The sequence below is a fragment of the Saccharopolyspora sp. NPDC049426 genome (assembly GCF_040676935.1).
Classification (GTDB): Bacteria; Actinomycetota; Actinomycetes; order Mycobacteriales; family Pseudonocardiaceae; genus Saccharopolyspora.
Genome location: NZ_JBFAPZ010000006.1, coordinates 222,453 through 238,823, shown reverse-complemented (window position 1 = coordinate 238,823; position 16,371 = coordinate 222,453). Strand labels below are relative to the sequence as shown.

16 protein-coding genes are annotated in these 16,371 nt (G+C 68.9%); 5 read left to right on the top strand and 11 right to left on the bottom strand.

Going from position 1 to position 16,371, the window contains the following annotated elements; all coding sequences use genetic code 11:
* Positions 1-10: 10 nt before the first annotated feature.
* Both AB0J78_RS15250 and AB0J78_RS15245 read right to left on the bottom strand, forming a co-directional pair.
* Positions 11-583 carry a PH domain-containing protein gene (locus AB0J78_RS15250; RefSeq protein WP_363789532.1) on the bottom strand — a complete coding sequence of 191 codons (573 nt, stop codon included), beginning with the start codon at positions 581-583 and terminating at the stop codon, positions 11-13.
* A 27-nt stretch (positions 584-610) separates the two neighbouring features.
* On the bottom strand, positions 611-775 hold the full coding sequence (locus tag AB0J78_RS15245) for a hypothetical protein (RefSeq protein ID WP_165939939.1): 165 nt from the start codon (positions 773-775) through the stop codon (positions 611-613).
* Between the two features lie 146 nt (positions 776-921).
* Between AB0J78_RS15245 and AB0J78_RS15240 the strand changes: the two genes are divergently transcribed.
* The 3 genes from AB0J78_RS15240 (at position 922) to AB0J78_RS15230 (ending at position 3,169) form a co-directional block, all read left to right on the top strand.
* Entirely contained in the window at positions 922-1,350 is a 429-nt protein-coding gene (locus AB0J78_RS15240) for an NUDIX domain-containing protein (protein WP_363789531.1), read from the top strand.
* A gap of 515 nt (positions 1,351-1,865) precedes the next feature.
* Positions 1,866-2,945, top strand: coding sequence for a magnesium/cobalt transporter CorA (gene corA, locus AB0J78_RS15235; RefSeq protein ID WP_363789530.1), 1,080 nt, complete (start codon positions 1,866-1,868; stop codon positions 2,943-2,945).
* Between the two features lie 50 nt (positions 2,946-2,995).
* Entirely contained in the window at positions 2,996-3,169 is a 174-nt protein-coding gene (locus AB0J78_RS15230; RefSeq protein ID WP_363789529.1) for a hypothetical protein, read from the top strand.
* Between the two features lie 249 nt (positions 3,170-3,418).
* On the opposite strand, the gene ugpC is transcribed toward AB0J78_RS15230, so the two are convergent.
* From ugpC to AB0J78_RS15195, 7 genes are all read right to left on the bottom strand, one after another.
* Positions 3,419-4,591, bottom strand: a complete 1,173-nt coding sequence (gene ugpC, locus AB0J78_RS15225) for a sn-glycerol-3-phosphate ABC transporter ATP-binding protein UgpC (RefSeq protein WP_363789528.1) — start codon at positions 4,589-4,591, stop codon at positions 3,419-3,421.
* A gap of 4 nt (positions 4,592-4,595) precedes the next feature.
* On the bottom strand, positions 4,596-5,441 hold the full coding sequence (locus AB0J78_RS15220) for a carbohydrate ABC transporter permease (protein ID WP_132627329.1): 846 nt from the start codon (positions 5,439-5,441) through the stop codon (positions 4,596-4,598).
* Entirely contained in the window at positions 5,441-6,349 is a 909-nt protein-coding gene (locus AB0J78_RS15215; RefSeq protein WP_363789527.1) for a sugar ABC transporter permease, read from the bottom strand. Before AB0J78_RS15215 ends, AB0J78_RS15220 begins: the two co-directional genes overlap by 1 nt.
* A complete protein-coding gene (locus tag AB0J78_RS15210) occupies positions 6,349-7,605 on the bottom strand; it encodes an ABC transporter substrate-binding protein (protein WP_363789526.1) in 1,257 nt (418 codons plus the stop codon). Before AB0J78_RS15210 ends, AB0J78_RS15215 begins: the two co-directional genes overlap by 1 nt.
* Before the next feature lie 668 nt (positions 7,606-8,273).
* Positions 8,274-8,792, bottom strand: coding sequence for a general stress protein (locus AB0J78_RS15205; RefSeq protein WP_132685604.1), 519 nt, complete (start codon positions 8,790-8,792; stop codon positions 8,274-8,276).
* A gap of 196 nt (positions 8,793-8,988) precedes the next feature.
* The gene (locus AB0J78_RS15200) at positions 8,989-12,336 is read right to left on the bottom strand and encodes a patatin-like protein (RefSeq protein ID WP_363789525.1); all 3,348 of its coding nucleotides are present in this window, start codon (positions 12,334-12,336) and stop codon (positions 8,989-8,991) included.
* A gap of 129 nt (positions 12,337-12,465) precedes the next feature.
* A complete protein-coding gene (locus AB0J78_RS15195; protein ID WP_363789524.1) occupies positions 12,466-13,425 on the bottom strand; it encodes a CoA ester lyase in 960 nt (319 codons plus the stop codon).
* 58 nt (positions 13,426-13,483) lie between these two features.
* On the opposite strand from AB0J78_RS15195, the gene AB0J78_RS15190 reads away from it, so the two are divergent.
* Positions 13,484-14,767, top strand: a complete 1,284-nt coding sequence (locus AB0J78_RS15190) for a CBS domain-containing protein (RefSeq protein WP_363789523.1) — start codon at positions 13,484-13,486, stop codon at positions 14,765-14,767.
* The gene (locus AB0J78_RS15185; protein ID WP_363789522.1) at positions 14,767-15,288 is read left to right on the top strand and encodes a DUF1003 domain-containing protein; all 522 of its coding nucleotides are present in this window, start codon (positions 14,767-14,769) and stop codon (positions 15,286-15,288) included. Before AB0J78_RS15190 ends, AB0J78_RS15185 begins: the two co-directional genes overlap by 1 nt.
* On the opposite strand, the gene AB0J78_RS15180 is transcribed toward AB0J78_RS15185, so the two are convergent.
* Together AB0J78_RS15180 and AB0J78_RS15175 are read right to left on the bottom strand one after the other, a co-directional pair.
* Positions 15,283-15,678, bottom strand: a complete 396-nt coding sequence (locus tag AB0J78_RS15180; protein WP_363789521.1) for an NUDIX domain-containing protein — start codon at positions 15,676-15,678, stop codon at positions 15,283-15,285. The two genes, AB0J78_RS15185 and AB0J78_RS15180, sit on opposite strands and share 6 nt — an antisense overlap.
* Before the next feature lie 4 nt (positions 15,679-15,682).
* Positions 15,683-16,171 carry a MarR family transcriptional regulator gene (locus tag AB0J78_RS15175; protein ID WP_363789520.1) on the bottom strand — a complete coding sequence of 163 codons (489 nt, stop codon included), beginning with the start codon at positions 16,169-16,171 and terminating at the stop codon, positions 15,683-15,685.
* Between the last annotated feature and the right edge of the window lie 200 nt (positions 16,172-16,371).

Below are 16,371 nucleotides of genomic sequence, written 5' to 3'. Positions count from 1 at the left end.
ACCACGAGAACTACAGCTTCGCCGCTTTCCGCTTGCCCACCGCTGCGCGGCGGGCTTTCAGCATGGAGAAGCGGTCCTGCTGCTGGCCCTTCTTGTCACCGAACACCAGGCCCGAGATCGCGTCCTCGACCTCGGTCGGGTTGGGGACGTACTCGATCCGGTTGAGCGCCTGGATCTGGCCCGCCGACTCGACGATCAGCGTGCCGTACCCCAACATCCGGCCCATCAGCGAGCGGTGGAAGGTCAGGTCGGTGACCTTGGTGACCGGCATCATCGCCACGTTGGTGGTGAAGATCCCCGTGGTCATCAAGAACCTCTTGTCGGTCACCACGATGCGCTCCACGTACCAGTCGAGAACCTGGTAGGTGAAGCGGATCAGCACGACAAGACCGGCGTACCAGAGGATGTTCTGGAACAGCCAGGAGCTGCCGGCGGGCAGCAGGTACGACACCAGCACGAGCCCGACGAGCAACCCCGCCGCCTCGAACAGGTCCCACACCAAGCTGGCCCAGTGACGCCGAACCCGGATCACCCGGCGTTCGGAGTCCAGCAGGTACTCGTCGGGATCCCTAGGAGCGAACAACGCACCCGCCTCCCCGCGATTCTCGCCTTATCCCTGGAAGAGGTTCTGCATGAAGGTGATGACAGCTTCTGCAGCCCCACGAAGACTGGCCAGGATGCCGTTCACGACATTGCTGGCTTGGTCCGGCGCGGAAAACAAGAAGAACAGGAGGAAAGCAACCACTGCCCAGGTGAGGATTTTCTTCATGTTCACTGTGACGCACCCCGTCCGAAAAAGCCCTTGAGTAGCACAGGCGCCTGCTGATCCGTTGTACCGCACTCCGCCCCATTACGGCAGCTTTGTACCGCACTTGGGTCAGTCGTTTCCGGGCAGGCCCGGACCAACTACCCTCCGTGTTGATGATCGTATCTGAGAATCCCGTGATCCGCTGCGTCGGAGCTCTCATTTTTGACCCCCGAGGCAGGTTGTGCCTGGTCAAGCGGGCCAATGATCCTGGCAGGGGCAAGTGGTCGATACCCGGGGGCCGGGTGGAGCACGGAGAATCCGATCATTCGGCGGTACGGCGCGAGGTTTTCGAGGAAACCGGACTCGTCGTCACGGTCGGTGATCTCATCGGCCGGGTCGAGCGCCCCGCTCCGCGCGGAACCTTCGAGATCCTCGACTACTCCTGCCGGAGCAACGAATGGGCGCTTTCCGCTGGTGACGACGCCGCCGACGCAATGTGGGCGGACGGTGCGACTTTCGCCACACTCGATCGAAATGGAGCGCTCACCGCCGGTTTGGCCGAGGCGCTCAAGTCCTGGGATTGTTTACCCCGCAACGAGTGAGCGGGAATGCCGCCGGGTTACCCGTCTCCGACGGAGTACGTGACGATCGGTGGATCGACCCCCGAGTGGAGCCCTTTCCGGGTGCCCGAATTAGTCGACTGGTCCGCTTTCGCGTTCTTACCATCGCTGCGACCTGTGACGTGAGTTCGACGCAGTTGTCAGCAGCCCACCCGGACGGAGTATGGTTCCCGGTTGGCTGATGCAGTGCCCACCGCTTGTGGTGGATGACCTTCGGGAGGTGAGGGATCGTGAGCAGTAGTACCGACAGCGCGCTTCCGTGCAGTACCAACCGCATCCCCGCCGAGAAGGCCCGTCGCTGATCTGAGCGAGTTGGTTCTCCGGCCCGTCAGGGGCCAGGCCGGGATGCGATACCCCCGCAAGCGAGAGTGATCTCCGCCCGAGGGAACACCGCCGCGGTGCAGCGTCCGGACGACCGTCCGGACGACCGCCGACCGGACCACCACCGGTCTCGCGCCACGCACGTTCCTGGGCCCCGGAACCCCCTGGAGGCCGTCGTGCCGAACCTGCCTTCGCTCGGCCTGCGCAACCGCAACGGTCGCGCGGCCCAGCCCGTCGCTCGCAAGCCCGCGCCGGTGTCCGCCTACGTGGTGGACTGCGCCGTCTACGTCGACGGCCACCGGCTGGAGGGGACCTGGAACCACGCCGACGCCATCGACGAGGTCCGCCGGCGCGGCACCGGGTTCGTCTGGATCGGGCTGCACGAACCGACCGAGGAGCAGATCAACGGCATCGCCGAGACCTTCGGGCTGCACGAGCTCGCGGTCGAGGACGCGGTGCACGCGCACCAGCGGCCCAAGCTGGAGCGCTACGACAACACGCTGTTCATGGTGCTCAAGACGGTCCGCTACACCGACACCGAGACCCGCACCGCGACCAGCGAGATCGTCGACACCGGTGAGCTGATGGTCTTCCTCGGCCGGGACTTCGTGATCACCGTCCGGCACGGCAAGCACGCCGAGCTGGGCGACCTCCGCTGCCGGCTGGAGGACGACCCCGAGCAGCTGGCGCTGGGCCCGTCAGCGGTGCTGCACGGGGTTGCCGACACGGTGGTGGACAACTACCTGGACGTCACCGAGGCGATCCAGGACGACATCGACGAGATCGAGGCCGAGGTCTTCGAACCCCGGACCAAGATCGACGCCGAGCAGATCTACCTGATGAAGCGCGAGGTCATGGAGCTGCGGCGGGCGGTGCAGCCGCTGTCGAAGCCGATGCAGCGGCTGGCCGAGGGGTACACGCCGATGATCGCCGAGGACGTGCGCTCCTACTTCCGCAACGTCGAGGACCACCTGGCGCGGGTCTCGGAAATGGTCGGGGCCTTCGACGAGTTGCTGACCACGCTGGTGGACGCCACGCTCGCCAAGATCACGCTCCAGCAGAACACCGACATGCGCAAGATCTCGGCCTGGGTCGCGATCATCTCCACGCCGACGATGATCGCCGGGATCTACGGCATGAACTTCGACTTCATGCCCGAAACCGGTTGGAAGTTCGGCTATCCGATGGTGATGGTCGTGATGCTCGTCGCCTGCATGGTCTTGTTCAAGATCTTCCGGAAGAACAAGTGGCTGTAACGATTCCGCCGCTCGAACCGATGTCGTACGTGGAAGTGAGGAGGTCCGACATGCAAGCGCTGAACACCTGCGCGCCGAAGCGGCAACGGCTCCTCAACTCGCGGCGAAGTCCCGTGTCCCGCCGGGAGATCGCCGAGAAGTTGTTCCGGCACTCCGCTTGGGTGCAGCGAAAACCCGGCGCGATGTGGGACGTGGTCCCCGCGCCGAGCGCCACCGTGCGCTAACGGCACATGCCCGGGTAGACCGCGGGCCCACATCGTGAAAACGGATCTGCAGCAACCAGAATCTCGTTTTCCCGTTGGGAGGCACCGCCATGACTCGCCTGCTCTCCAGCAAGCTCGCCGTTCTCGTCGCCCTGCTCGCGGGCTGGATCGCGATGGAGTTCGTGCTCATCGCGAACCAGCTTTGAGCGCCGCGCTGAGGGGTCGGCTCCAGCCCTGGTCTCAGGGCGGAGCCGACCCCTTCCTCATCCGCTACCTGATCGTCTCGCCCGTCTTCGGGTTGAACAGGTGGATCTTGTCGGTGTCGAACCAGACCGAGAGCTCGGAGTTCTCCCGAGCCCGCGACTCCACCGACAGGCGGGTGACGACCTGGCCGTCGTCGGTGGGCACCTCGGAGCTGCCGCTGTCGGCGGCCAGCTCGTCGAGCTCCGCGCTGCTGGCCTTGGCGCCCTGCAGCGTGAAGTAGACGTACTTGTCCGAGCCCATCTCCTCGACCACGTCCACCTCACCGGTGAACGTCGCTCCCCTGGTCTTGACCGCGTCGTCGACCAGCGCGGCGTCCTCGAAGTGCTCCGGGCGGATGCCCAGCACCAGGTCCCGAGGGGCGTCGGCGGCCTCCGCGGCCTTGCGCAACCGCTCCGGCAGCGGCACGTCGCCGAGGGCGCTGCGCAGCTCGCCCTCCGCGAGTTCCACCGGCACGAAGTTCATCGCGGGCGAGCCGATGAAGCCCGCCACGAACAGGTTCGCCGGGTTCTCGTAGAGGTGCTGCGGCGGCCCCACCTGCTGCACCACGCCGCCGCGCAGCACCACGACGCGGTCGCCGAGGGTCATCGCCTCGGTCTGGTCGTGGGTGACGTAGACGGTGGTGGTGCCCAGCTGCTTCTGCAGCTTCGACACCGAGGTGCGCATCTGCACCCGCAGCTTGGCGTCCAAGTTGGACAGCGGCTCGTCCATCAGGAACGCCTTCGGGCTGCGCACGATCGCCCGGCCCATCGCGACCCGCTGCCGCTGACCACCCGAGAGGTTGGCCGGCCTGCGGTCCAGGTGGTTGCTCAGGTCGAGGATCTTCGCGGCCTCCGTGACCTTGTCCTCCACCGTCGCGTTGTCCACTTTGGCCAGTCGCAGCGGAAAGGCCATGTTCTCGAACACGGTCATGTGCGGGTAGAGCGCGTAGGACTGGAAGACCATCGCGATGTCGCGGTCCTTGGGCGCGCGCTCGTTCATCCGCTGCCCGCCGATGCGCAGCTCGCCGCCGCTGATGTCCTCCAGCCCGGCGATCATGTTGAGCGTGGTCGACTTCCCGCAACCCGACGGACCGACCAGGATCACGAACTCGCCGTCGGCGATCTCCAGGTTGACCTCGTTGACCGCCAGCGCCCCGTCCGGATAGCGCTTGGTCACCTTGTCCAGCACGATGTCGGCCACTTGCTTACCCCTTCACTGCGCCGGAGGTCAGTCCGGACACGATGCGTCGCTGGAAGAACAGCACGAACAGGATGATCGGAATGGTGATCACCACTGCGGCGGCGGAGATCGTCCCGGTCGGGTCCTCGAACTGCGAGTCGCCGGTGAAGAACTGCAGCGCCACCGGAACCGTTCGCGAGTTCGCCGTCGACGTCAGCGAGATGGCGAACAGGAAGTCGTTCCAGCAGAAGATGAACACCAGGATCGCGGTGGTGAACACGCCCGGTGCGGCCAGCGGTGCGATCACCCGGCGGAACGCCTGCGCGGGTGTGGCGCCGTCCATCTTTGCCGCCTTCTCCAGCTCCCACGGGATCTCCCGGAAGAACGCCGACAGCGTGTAGATCGCCAGCGGCAGCGAGAAGGTGATGTAGGGCAGGATCAGTCCCGGCCAGGTGTCGAACAGGCCCACCGTCCGCTCGATGTCGAACAGCGGCGAGACCAGCGAGACCTGCGGGAACATCGCGATCAGCAGGGACGCCCCGACCAGCGCTCGCTTGCCGGGGAAGTCGAGCCGGGCGATGGCGTAGGCGGCCATGGTGCCCAGCACGACGGCGATCGCCGTGGCGATCAGCGCGATGCCTATGGAGTTCAGCAGCGCGCGGGTGAACTCGGTGGTGGAGAAGATCGCCGCGTAGTTCTCCAGCGTCCACTCGCGCGGGATCAGGTTCCCGTCGGAGAGGGTGTCGGAGGTCTTGAACGACAGCGACAGGATCCACAGCACCGGGAGCAGCGCGTAGGCCACCACGATGACGTTGAGCGCGGCCCACTTGGCTTTGCGCGCGGGCGTCGGTGTCCCGCCGAGGCCGGCCATCAGCCCCTCCCCTTCTCTTCGCTGCCCGGGGCCGCGGTGCCGAAGAGCTTCACGAAGATCCACGCGATGAGCGCGACCGCGATGAAGATCAGCACCGACATCGTCGATCCGATGCCCAGGTTGAGTCCCTTGATGAGGTTGTTGTAGGCGAGCACCGACACCGACGAGGTGTCCTGCGCTCCCCCGGTGAGCACCACGATGTGGTCGAAGACGCGGAAGGCGTCGAGGGTCCGGAACAGCAGCGCGACCAGGATCGCGGGCTTCATCACCGGCAGCATGACCTTGACGAACCGCTGCCAGGCTCCCGCGCCGTCCATCGCCGCCGCCTTGAGCAGGTCGTCGGGCACCAGCGCGAGCCCAGACATCAGCAGCAGCGCCATGAACGGCGTGGTCTTCCAGATCTCGGCGACGATGACGATCGCCAGCGCGCTGCCGTACTCGGTCAGCGGAGCCCCGCTGGGGGCGATGGCGTTGGCCAGGTAGCCGGTGTCCGGGGTCCAGGCATAGCGCCAGCTGAACGCCGCGACGACCGTGACGATGCCGTACGGGATGAGGCTGACCGTGCGCACCAGTCCCTTGCCGACCAGCGCCCGGTGCATGATCAGCGCCAGCGACATGCCCAGCACGAACTCGACCAGCACCGAGACGGCGGTGACGAGGATGGTCACCCAGAACGCGCTCCACCAGTAGGTGTTGGTGAGCACGGTGATGTAGTTGTCGAACCAGACGAACTCCCGCTGGTCCGGGTACTTCAGGTCGAAGCGCTGGAAGGACAGCCAGAACGCGTAGAGGATCGGCCAGCCGGTGACGGCGATCATCACCAGCGCGGCCGGGGCCGCCAGCATCATGCCGAGCCGGCGTTCGGCCCGCTTGCCGTCGCTGACGGGGCCTTCGACGGTGGTCGCCATCAGGGCATCACTCCCTTGGACTCCAGGGCGTTCTGCACCTCGCGGCGCATCCGCTCGGCGGTGGCCTGCGGATCGATCTCGGCGATCGGGCTGAGCATGTTGGACAGCACCGTCGAGACGTTCTGGGCGGCCGGGGTCACCGGTCGCATCCCCGGGTCCTTGAGGGCTTGCAGGATCGTCTCGTGCATCGGGTACTCGGCCTGCAGCTCCGGGTCGGAGTAGAGCGACTCGCTGGTGGGCGGCACGCCGTCGTTGACGGCGGAAAACTTCTGGCTCTCCTTGTCGCGCAGGCACTTCGCGGCCTCGAAGGACAGCTCCGGCTTGGTGGAGTAGCTGCTGACCGCGTAGTTGGCGCCGCCGATGGTGGACTTGCTGGGCACGTTCGGGTCGAGGCCGGGCAGGCGCGCCCAGCCGACCTTCGCGGCGAGTTCGGGCTTCTCCTCCTGCATCGAGGCGTAGACGAACGGCCAGTTGAGCTCGAAGGCCGACTGACCGGTCTCGAACTCCTGCCGCGCGTCGTCCTCCTCGGCGTTGTTCATGCCGGGGCTGGTGACGCCCGCGTTGCCGAGGTCGCGCAGGGCTTCCAGCCCGCGCACCGCGCCCTGGTCGACGACGGCGGTCTTGCCGTCCTCACCGATCACGTGCCCGCCCGCCGATTCCAGCAGCGTGTTGTAGTGCACGTACAGGCCCTCGAACTGCGCACCGGTGAGGGTGATCCAGTGCGGCTTGCCCTCCTGCTTGAGGCGCTGGGCGGTCGAGATCATCTCTCCCCAGCTCTGGGGCGCCTGGGGGACGAGGTCCTTGCGGTACCAGAGGAGCTGCACGTTGGTGTTCTTCGGCGCCGCGTAGAGCTTGCCCTGCCAGGTCGCGGTTTCCAGCGGGCCGGGCAGGGTGTCCTGCTCGACCTCGGCCTTGTCGGCGCCGGTCCACTCGCGGACCCAGTTGGCCTCGGCGAACTCGCCGGTCCAGGTGACGTCGAGGTAGAGCAGGTCCATGCCGGTGTCCCCGGCGGCGAGGCGGCGCACCATCTGCTCGCGCTGGCCGTCGGCGTCTCGGGGCAGCTTGTGGTAGACGATGTTGTACTTGCCTGCGGCTTTGGCGTTGCAGCGATCGACGTTGTGCTGCAGGTTCTCCTCGGGTGCGCTGTAGAGGTTGATCGTGTTGGCACTTGCGGCTTGGCCGCATGCGGTCAACGCCGACGCGCACACCAGGGACGCGCCCAGCAATGCCGCCGTACGAGTGCGGCGAACTTTCACTATCGGTCCTTCCGGTGCCCTGGTCGCGAGCGCGACCGAGCTCCCGGGATTCAGCCAACGCTCCGTCGCACCACGACCACCGGCGGTCAGCCGGTGGTCGGAAAGCTAAGGCCCGATGATCACGGAGGGCAAGGACTCTCGAGCCTTGTTGCCAACCCGTGAAGAACCGGTGAACAACCGATGCAACCGCTCCCCCATTAGCCCCGGATCACTTAGCCGTTTCGGCCGCCAGAACAGGGTTTTCGTTGAAATCAAGACGAGAGGAAGCAGGGGCTGGAAGGGGTTCCCGAACAACCGTCGAGCGAGCGACGAAGTCGCCTCACCGAGCAACCGGCACCGCGGCAGGTTCTGATCGGCTCTCCGCGGAGGACAGCCGCAGCACCGTGTATCGGAGTTCCCACGCGCGTTCGCTCAGGGCGTGAGAATTCGAATTTCGCGCGAAATTCGAGTCGAGACTTTGCGGTTCGAATTTCGCGCGAAATTCGAATTCGGCCCGCGACGGCGCTGGTCCTGGCCTTGTGGTGGGGGGCGATCTTGTGGTGGGGGTTCGTTGGTCAGGTTCCTGCGTCCTGTCCGCACGACCCCCTGCCACAGGCCTCCCGCACCCCGCCCGACTTCCACTGAGTTCACCCCAGTGAACCCGCACCGCGAAGCAGCCGAGGAACGACCTACGAAGCCGGCGGGCGCATGGCGAGCTTGGCGAGAAGATCCCGCCCCTGCTCGGCGTGCTTCGGCTGGGCGAGTACGTCGTAACGCCCTGCGACGAGCTGGCTGGCCGAGGAGAAGTCCCGGCGGCCGCGCGTGGAGGCGTAGCCGACGGCGGCGAAGACCAGGCCGAACACGATGCCGGCGCCGAGACCTGCCAGCACCGGGGCGATCCAGCTGCCCTGCGGGGTGAACATGCCCATGATCAGGCCGACGAACAGGCCGAACCAGGCGCCCGAGGCTGCCCCACCGCCGAGCACGCGTCCCCAGGTCAGCCTGCCGGTCACGCGCTCGACCAGCATCAGGTCGACGCCGACGATGGTGACCTCCTGGACGGGGAAGTCGCTGTCGGCCAGGTGGTCGACGGCCCGCTGCGCTTCTTCGTACTTGCCGTAGGAACCGATCGGCCAGCCGGTGGGTGGCGTGGGCAGGTTGGGTGTGCCCGGCGCCGGCCGGCTCGCGCCGGTAAAGGGGTTGGACACCGCTGACACCTCCGTTGAACTGCAAATCCCGGGACAAACCGCCCCTACGACCAGGCTACCTCGCAGTATCCCCCCGAGATCATGAACGCCCCCGCACTGATGCGCACCCGATACCCACCCCGCTCGGGTGAAGGGTCGGAGGTTCTCCTCGGGTGTGGTCGGTCCTGTCAGGCCGGGATCGGGCTGCTGACCTGCGTCAAGTGCGCGGCACGGGGTCGGCACCGGGTTCTCGGCGGGGTGTGGCGGCCGGGTCTGCGGCGGTCGGCCTGGGGCGGGGTTTGAGGACGTCGACGGTGCTCGCGTGGAGGACGTGGGCGTAGGCCAGGGCCAGCGCGGTGAGGCTCAGCCAGGTGCCGAGGTCCGATCGCTCCGCGAGGACGAGCCACAGCACGCCCAGCGAGACCAGCGGGGTCAGGACCGTCGCACCGATCCTGGCGGGCAGCCGGTAGGCCACCGCGGCGAACCAGGTCAGGACGGTCGCGACCAGCACGACCCCGAGCGGGCCGAGGCGCAGGCCGGTGCTGTGCGCGCCGAGTGCCGCGGCGATCAGGAGTGCGCAGACCACGAGCGCCGGTGCCCAGCGCGCGAGTCCGCTGCCGAAGGATCTGGTGAAGCAGCGGCCGACCCAGATCGCGAACCCCAGCACGAACAGCGCGGCCAACGGAGCCACATCGCCGACGTCGGCACCGGAGAAGTCGATCAACGCCGACCCGCTGGTCTGAGTCAGAGTCTGCGACTGCACCGCGCACATCGCCCTCGGCGGGCAGTCCCCCGGGAGGAGCGTTGCGGGCCCCAGTTCGGGCTCGAACATCGCGCCACCCGCGGTGAGCGTCAGGGCGAAGGCCGTGACGAAGCCGAGCAGCGCCGCTCGCTTCGGCGCGGCGACCGCGAACGCGGCGAGCATCAGCAGCGGCTTGACCAGCGCCATCGCCGCGCGACCCAGGAACCGCAGGACACCGCCCCCGGACGGCTGGGCCGCTCGGTAGCCGAGCAGGCCGAAGCGCGTGGCCAGCGACAGCAGGCGCGTCTCGCCCAGGTCGCGGACCCGCTGGCGGCCGACGTCGAAGCTCTCCACCGAGCGGGACAGCTCGTCCGGTCGCGGCACCACCGGTTCGGCACCGCCGTCCGGGGCAGCACCTGTCGGCACCGACTCGACGTGCGGGACCTCCACCGCCGCGATCGTCCACTGCAGACGCTCGGTGAGCAGCCCGCGGGTCTCGGTCAGCGGGTGCTGGTCGTCGGGCGCGGCGAACATCGCGTCGAGCTCGGCGCGGACCTCGCCCGCGTGGCGCGCCCACACCTCCGCGAGGAACCCGCGCCACCGCTCGGCCCGGGTTTCGTCGAGCGCACCGAGTTCGGCCTCGGTGGGACTGCTGACGACGGCCCGCAGCGCCTCGCTGAGCCGCTCGGGATCGCCGTGCCGCACCAGGCGCTGCGGGTCGGCGAGCATGCCGACGAGAGTGGCGGCGGTATCCATCCGGCCCCACATCCAGTCGTTGGCGCGCCATTTCGCCGACAGGAACGCGCCGAAGCTGCCGAGGTCGAGGCCGCGGATCTTGTCCTCGATGCGCAGCGCGCCGTCGCGGCGCAGCGCGGTGAACGGCAGCGGGGTGTGCTCGTCGCTGACCACGCGGAGCAGGTCGATGCGCGTGGTCGGCGCGCGGCCGACGTCCAGCGGCGCGGTCAGCACGACGAGCTTCCGCAGCACCTCGGGACGGCGTGCGGTGGTCTCCAGCAGCGCGTAGCCGACCTGTTCGGCCGCGACGGGTTCCATCCTGGCCGGAGCCGCTTCGGCCAGCCGGTCGGCGATGCCGTGGAGCACCTCCCGGGCCCGCGCCACCGCGTCCACCCCGTCGGCGTCCGGGGCCGCGTCCGCTCCCGAGGACTCCACCATGGACTGGAGTTCGGCGGCGAACTCGGCCAGCGCCTGCTGGAACCCGTCGCCGTCGGAGACCGCGCGCAGCACGGCTCCCAGCAGCGGCTCGATCGGCGAGGGCAGCCGGTGCTGCAGGCGTTCGCGGCGGCGCTGCACCCTGCGGATCCAGTCGTCGAGCTCGCCGGTCTCCACGATCGGTTCCAGCTGCGCGCCGTTGATCCAGTAGCGGTCGGCGTGACCGGCCAGCACCCCGGCGAAGGCCCGCAGCCGGTACAGCTGCGCCTTGCAGGCACCGACCTGCGCGGATCGTTCGATGTCCCAGGCCCAGCCCAGGCACTCCTGCACGGCGGTGCGCAGCCCGTGCGCGTCGTCGAAGATCTCGGGGCCGGCTTGCCGGGCCAAAGCCGCGAGCCGGTCGGGGAGCAGGTCGCGGGCGCGCGCCGACCACTCCGCGAGCGGGTCACCGATCACCGGCGGCAGCAGCGTGCCGTCCTCCGAACCCGAGGGGTCGGTCAGCAGCGCGTGCACCGCCTGCGCATCGAGTTCCGCGCGCACCACCGCGTGATCGGCCGCCACGAACGCGACGTGCTCGGCCAACCGCTCGGGGTGTTCGCGCACCGGGGCGAACAAGGCCTTGCGGCGCAACGCGTTCCCGTCCACCGCCCGGTTGTGCTCGGCGAGCTCGTCGAGGTCCGACAGCAGGGATTCCTGGGTGAACCGGCTGCGCAGCGCCGCCACCGCCACCGGCACCGCGCGCCCCGAACCGGGCCGCTGCCCGCGCGAGACGACCGGATCGGGGTTGAGGTAGAGCAGGAAGCGCCGGGTGGGCCGGTCGGCCGGGGCCTGGGCGATCGCCTCGATCGCGGCGGTGACCGGGATGTTGTCCAGCACCCCGCCGTCGATCACCCGGAACGGCGTTGTGCCCGTGCTGGTTTCGGAGAACAGGCCCAGCATGTTCGGTTCACCGGCCGGGGGTTCGCCCGGCCCGGAGCGCACCTTCGCGGGTTCGAAGGCGAACGGGAACGACGAGGTGGCGCGCGCGGCGTGCGCGAGGCGCAGCGCGGTGTCGTCGAGGTCGCCGAAGTCCGAGAGCGGGTCCCCCGCAAGGCCTTCGTGGTGGAAGGTCAGCCGCGCGGCCCGCCGCTCCAGCGGCATCGGTCCGATGCGGGCGTCGTGGTGCGGCTCCACCAGCGGATCCAGCAAGGTGGCGGTGAGCAGCATGTCGGCGCGGCGGCCCGGCTGCTGCTCGGCGGGTGGGGCGTTGTCGCGGATGACGCGGGCGAGCTCGGCGCGGAAGTAGTCGTCGCCTTCCAGCAGCGAGGCGGGTCCGCGCTGCCAGAACTTCGGCACCGGCCGGGCCATCGCCTCCAGGTCGGCCAGCCGGATCCACGTCCGCCGCATCCGCTCGAACGGCATCCCGTAGACCAGCGTCGCCGACATCAGCGCGGCGTTGAGGCCACCCGCCGAGGCCCCGGCGAGCACGTCGACGCTCACCGACCGGTATCCGGCCAGCCGCGCCAGCGCGGCCCACGGGTGCTCGGAATCCCCGGTGCCGTCCAATGATTCGCGGAGCTCGTTGATCTCGGCGACGGCTCCGCCGATCCACACCGCCATGCTCGCGCCGCCGCGCATGGCGAGCGCCAGGCGCAGCTCGTCCCCGTCGTCCACGATCACGAACGTACCGCGACCGGGCCGGGAATTTGGCCGGAATCCAGAACGGGACCCCGATTTCAGTGGAGATCAGGGAACGGATTTCCACTGAAATCGGGTCACCGCAGGGGAATCGCGGTGAAGGAGTCACTCCTCCGGCGGAGTCCAGCGGTCGGTGCGCGACATTCCCGCTGCGCGTCCCTTGCCCGAGATGACCAGCGCCATCTTGCGGGAGGCCTCGTCGATCATCTCGTCACCGAGCATCGCCGCACCGCGCTTGCCGCCCGCGGCGGAGGTGTGCCACTCGTAGGCGTCGAGGATGTTCTCGGCGTGGTCGTAGTCCTCCTGGCGCGGCGAGAAGAGCTCGTTGACCGCGTCGACCTGGGCCGGGTGCAGCACCCACTTGCCGTCGAAGCCGAGCGCGGCGGAACGACCGCCGACCGCGCGCAACCCGTCGACGTCCTTGATCTGCAGGTACGGACCGTCGATGGCCTGCACGTCGGCCGCGCGCGCCGCGGTGAGGATGCGGAACAGCGCGTAGTGGTAGGCGTCGCCCACGTCGTAACCGGGCGGCTGGTGCCCGACGACCAGCGACCGCATGTTGATCGAGGCCATGAAGTCGGCCGGCCCGTAGATCAGCGCGGCCACCCGGGGCGATGCGGTGGCGATGTTGTCGATCTCGACGAGCCCGCGCGCGTCCTCGATCTGCGGCTCGATGCCGATGCGTCCGGGCTCCAGGCCCGTGGCGCGCTCGATCTGCGACAGCGTCAGGTCCAGCCAGCGCACGTGATCAGGCGTGGAGACCTTCGGCAGGATGATCGAGTCCAGCTCGGCACCGGCGCCCTCGACGACGGTCACCACGTCGCGGTAGGTCCACTCGGTGTCCAGCGCGTTGACCCGCACCGAACGGATCTTGCCGTCCCAGCCGCCCTCGTTGAGCGCGCCGACGATCCGGTCCCGCGCCTCGGCCTTGGCCAGCGGGGCGACCGCGTCCTCCAGGTCGAGGAAGAACTGGTCGACCGCCAGCCCGCGAGCCTTGTCGATCATCTTCGCGCTCGACCCCGGCACCGCCAGGCAGCTGCGCCGCGCACCTTCCACCATGCTCATGCCAGGTGTCTATCACGCCGTCCGGCGAGCCGGGCCGGTTGTGCCTAGCCTGATCGACATGGTGGCCGTAACCAGGGTCTTCGCCGCCCGGATGGCGGGACTGTCCGTGTTCGGTCCGGACGGCGAACCCATCGGGCGGGTCCGCGACGTGGTCGCCGCGCTCAGCGTCCGGCGGCAACCGCCGCGCGTCCTCGGGCTGGTCGTGGAACTGCCCACCCGACGGCGGATCTTCGTGCCGATGCTGCGGGTCACCCGCATCGAGGCCGCCGCGGTCACCCTCACCACCGGCTCGGTGAACCTGCGGGCCTTCACCAAGCGCCCCAACGAGATGCTGGTGCTCGGCGAACTGCTCGACGCCCAGGTGCGCATCGAGTCGGCCTCGGCGGTGCTGGTCGACTCCGCGCTGGAGCAGACCCGCACCCGCGACTGGCAGCTGACCAAGCTCGCGGTCCGCGAGCGCACCGGCCGGCTGGGCCGGCGCGGACCGACGAGGGTGCTGGACTGGGACCAGGTGGAGGGTCTGGAGTTCGCCGAGGTCACCGGCAGCCCGCAGGGCGTGCAGCAGCTGCTGTCGATGTTCGACACGATGCGCGCGGTCGACGTCGCGAGCACCTTGCACGAGCTGCCGAGCAAGCGGCGCTACGAGGTCGCCGAGGCGCTCGACGACGAGCGGCTGGCCGACATCGTGGAAGAGCTCCCCGAGGACGATCAGAAGGACCTGCTCGCCTACCTCGACGACGAGCGCGCCGCCGACGTCCTCGAAGCGATGAACCCCGACGACGCCGCCGACCTGCTCGCCGAACTGCCCGAGATCGACAAGGTCCGGTTGCTGGAGCTGATGGCCCCGGAGGAGTCCGAGCCGGTCAAGCGCCTGCTGGAGTTCTCCGCCGACACGGCGGGCGGGCTGATGACGCCGGAACCGCTCGTGGTCACGCCGGACGCCACCATCGCCGAGGCCCTGGCGATGGCCCGCAACCCGGACCTGCCGATCGCGGTGGCCAGCATGGTCTTCGTCTGCCGCGCGCCCAGCGCCACCCCGACCGGCCGCTACCTGGGGTGCGTGCACCTGCAGCGGCTGCTGCGCGAACCGCCGTCCACGCTGGTCGCCGGCGCGCTGGACACCGACCTCGCGAGTCTGCCGCCGCTGGCGCCGCTGTCGGAGCTCACCCGCTACTTCGCCGCCTACAACCTGGTGTGCGGGCCGGTGCTCGACGACGAGGAGCACCTCATCGGCGCGGTCACCGTCGACGACCTGCTCGACCACCTGCTCCCCGGTGGATGGCGGCAGAGCGGCCTGCCCGACCGGGAACCGGAGGAGCCGACGTCCCAGGAGGCCCGCTAATGCCCGAGCTGCTCACCCACCGCCGGCTGGACCAACCCCGCGCCGAACGCCGGTTGAACGTCTCGTTCGACCCGGAGATGTTCGGGCGGTTCTCCGAGCGCATCGCCCGATTCCTGGGGACCGGAAAGTTCCTGTTCTGGATGACGGTGCTGGTGATCAGCTGGATCGCGGTGAACCTGCTCGCGGTCGGATACGCCTGGGACCCCTACCCGTTCATCCTGCTGAACCTGTGCTTCTCCACCCAGGCGTCGTACGCGGCCCCGCTGATCCTGCTCGCCCAGAACCGGCAGGACGACCGCGACCGGGTCTCGCTGGAGGAGGACCGGGCGCGGGCGGCGCAGACCAAGGCCGACACCGACTACCTGGCGCGCGAACTCGCGGCGCTGCGGCTGGCCATCGGAGAGGTCGCCACCCGCGACTACATCCGCAGCGAGCTCGACCGCCTCCGCGAGGAGATCCCCGGCCTGGAGAGCCCGCAGGAGAAGCGCAGGGCCCGCACCGGCCGGGGGCACACGTCATAGCCCGGAGTCGAGATCGGCGAAGAGCTCGACGATCGCCGGAGCCGTGACGCGGTGCTCGGCGTACTCGGCGCGGGTGAACCAGCCGAGCTCGGCGATCTCCGCCGAGGCGACCGGTTCGCCGTCGACGGCGCCCGTGTAGCAGGCGAGATCGACCTGGACGCCGTCGCCGCGGCCGACCGCGTCGGTGCGGTAGCGGGCGAAGAACTCGGGTTCGCGCAGGACGACGCCGAGCTCTTCGGCGACCTCGCGGTGCAGCGCGTGCTGCTCGGTCTCGCCGGGTTCGATGGTGCCGCCGGGCAGGTAGAAGGCCACCTGGTCCTGGGAGCGCACCAGCAGCAACCGCTGGTCCACGTACCGCACCAGGCCGACCGCCTTGATCGGGGAGTTCACCCGCTCATGCTTGCGCACGCTGACCGGGAGGCGAGGGCACACCCCCGTCCGCGAGGCGTTCGCAGGCGCGCACCAGGGTCTCCAGCTCGCCGTCGGCGGCGTCGAGGAAGTAGCGCGCGACACCGTGCCGGTGGGTCGACGCGGCCATCCGCAGCCGTCCCTCACCTCGTTCGGTGATCACCGCCTGCACGCCGCGCCCGTCGGAGTCGACCCGCACGCGGCGGACGAGTCCGAGTCTTTCGAGCCGATCGACGAGTCGGGTCACCCCTGAGCGGGAGAGCAGCACGACATCAGCGAGTTCGGTCATCCGGAGCCGTTGCTCCGGCGCTTCGGTCAGCGCTTCCAGCACGTCGTAGGCGGCCAGCGTCAGCCTTTGCTCGGCGATCAGATCGCCTTCCAGGCAGCGCGTGACCCGGGCGTGCGCGCGCAGGAAACTGCGGTACGCCAGCAGTTCGTTTCGAGTCGGTAATCGGTCCAGAGCCGTCTCGGCCACGTGACGGATATTACTGTCCGCATCCCCTTGACTCCGCAGCGCCCCGGCCAAGAACACCGGGTGACGGTCCTACCGGCGGCGATGGTGTTGGCCGTCGTGGGCTACTCGTCCGTAACATGGGAATTGCCGATTGGGGGTGTGAGACCCTTTTCTGGTTCGGCGGGATTCGTTCCCGTCCCCACCACGTTCACCAACGCTTG

Excerpts from the sequence above, each read along its gene's own strand:
- AB0J78_RS15240 (WP_363789531.1), top strand. The coding sequence starts at position 922 with ATGATCGTATCTGAGAATCCCGTGATCCGCTGCGTCGGAGCTCTCATT.
- AB0J78_RS15230 (WP_363789529.1), top strand. The coding sequence starts at position 2,996 with ATGCAAGCGCTGAACACCTGCGCGCCGAAGCGGCAACGGCTCCTCAAC.
- AB0J78_RS15220 (WP_132627329.1), bottom strand. The coding sequence starts at position 5,441 with ATGGCCGGCCTCGGCGGGACACCGACGCCCGCGCGCAAAGCCAAGTGG.
- AB0J78_RS15215 (WP_363789527.1), bottom strand. The coding sequence starts at position 6,349 with ATGGCGACCACCGTCGAAGGCCCCGTCAGCGACGGCAAGCGGGCCGAA.
- AB0J78_RS15195 (WP_363789524.1), bottom strand. The coding sequence starts at position 13,425 with ATGAGCATGGTGGAAGGTGCGCGGCGCAGCTGCCTGGCGGTGCCGGGG.
- AB0J78_RS15190 (WP_363789523.1), top strand. The coding sequence starts at position 13,484 with ATGGTGGCCGTAACCAGGGTCTTCGCCGCCCGGATGGCGGGACTGTCC.
- AB0J78_RS15185 (WP_363789522.1), top strand. The coding sequence starts at position 14,767 with ATGCCCGAGCTGCTCACCCACCGCCGGCTGGACCAACCCCGCGCCGAA.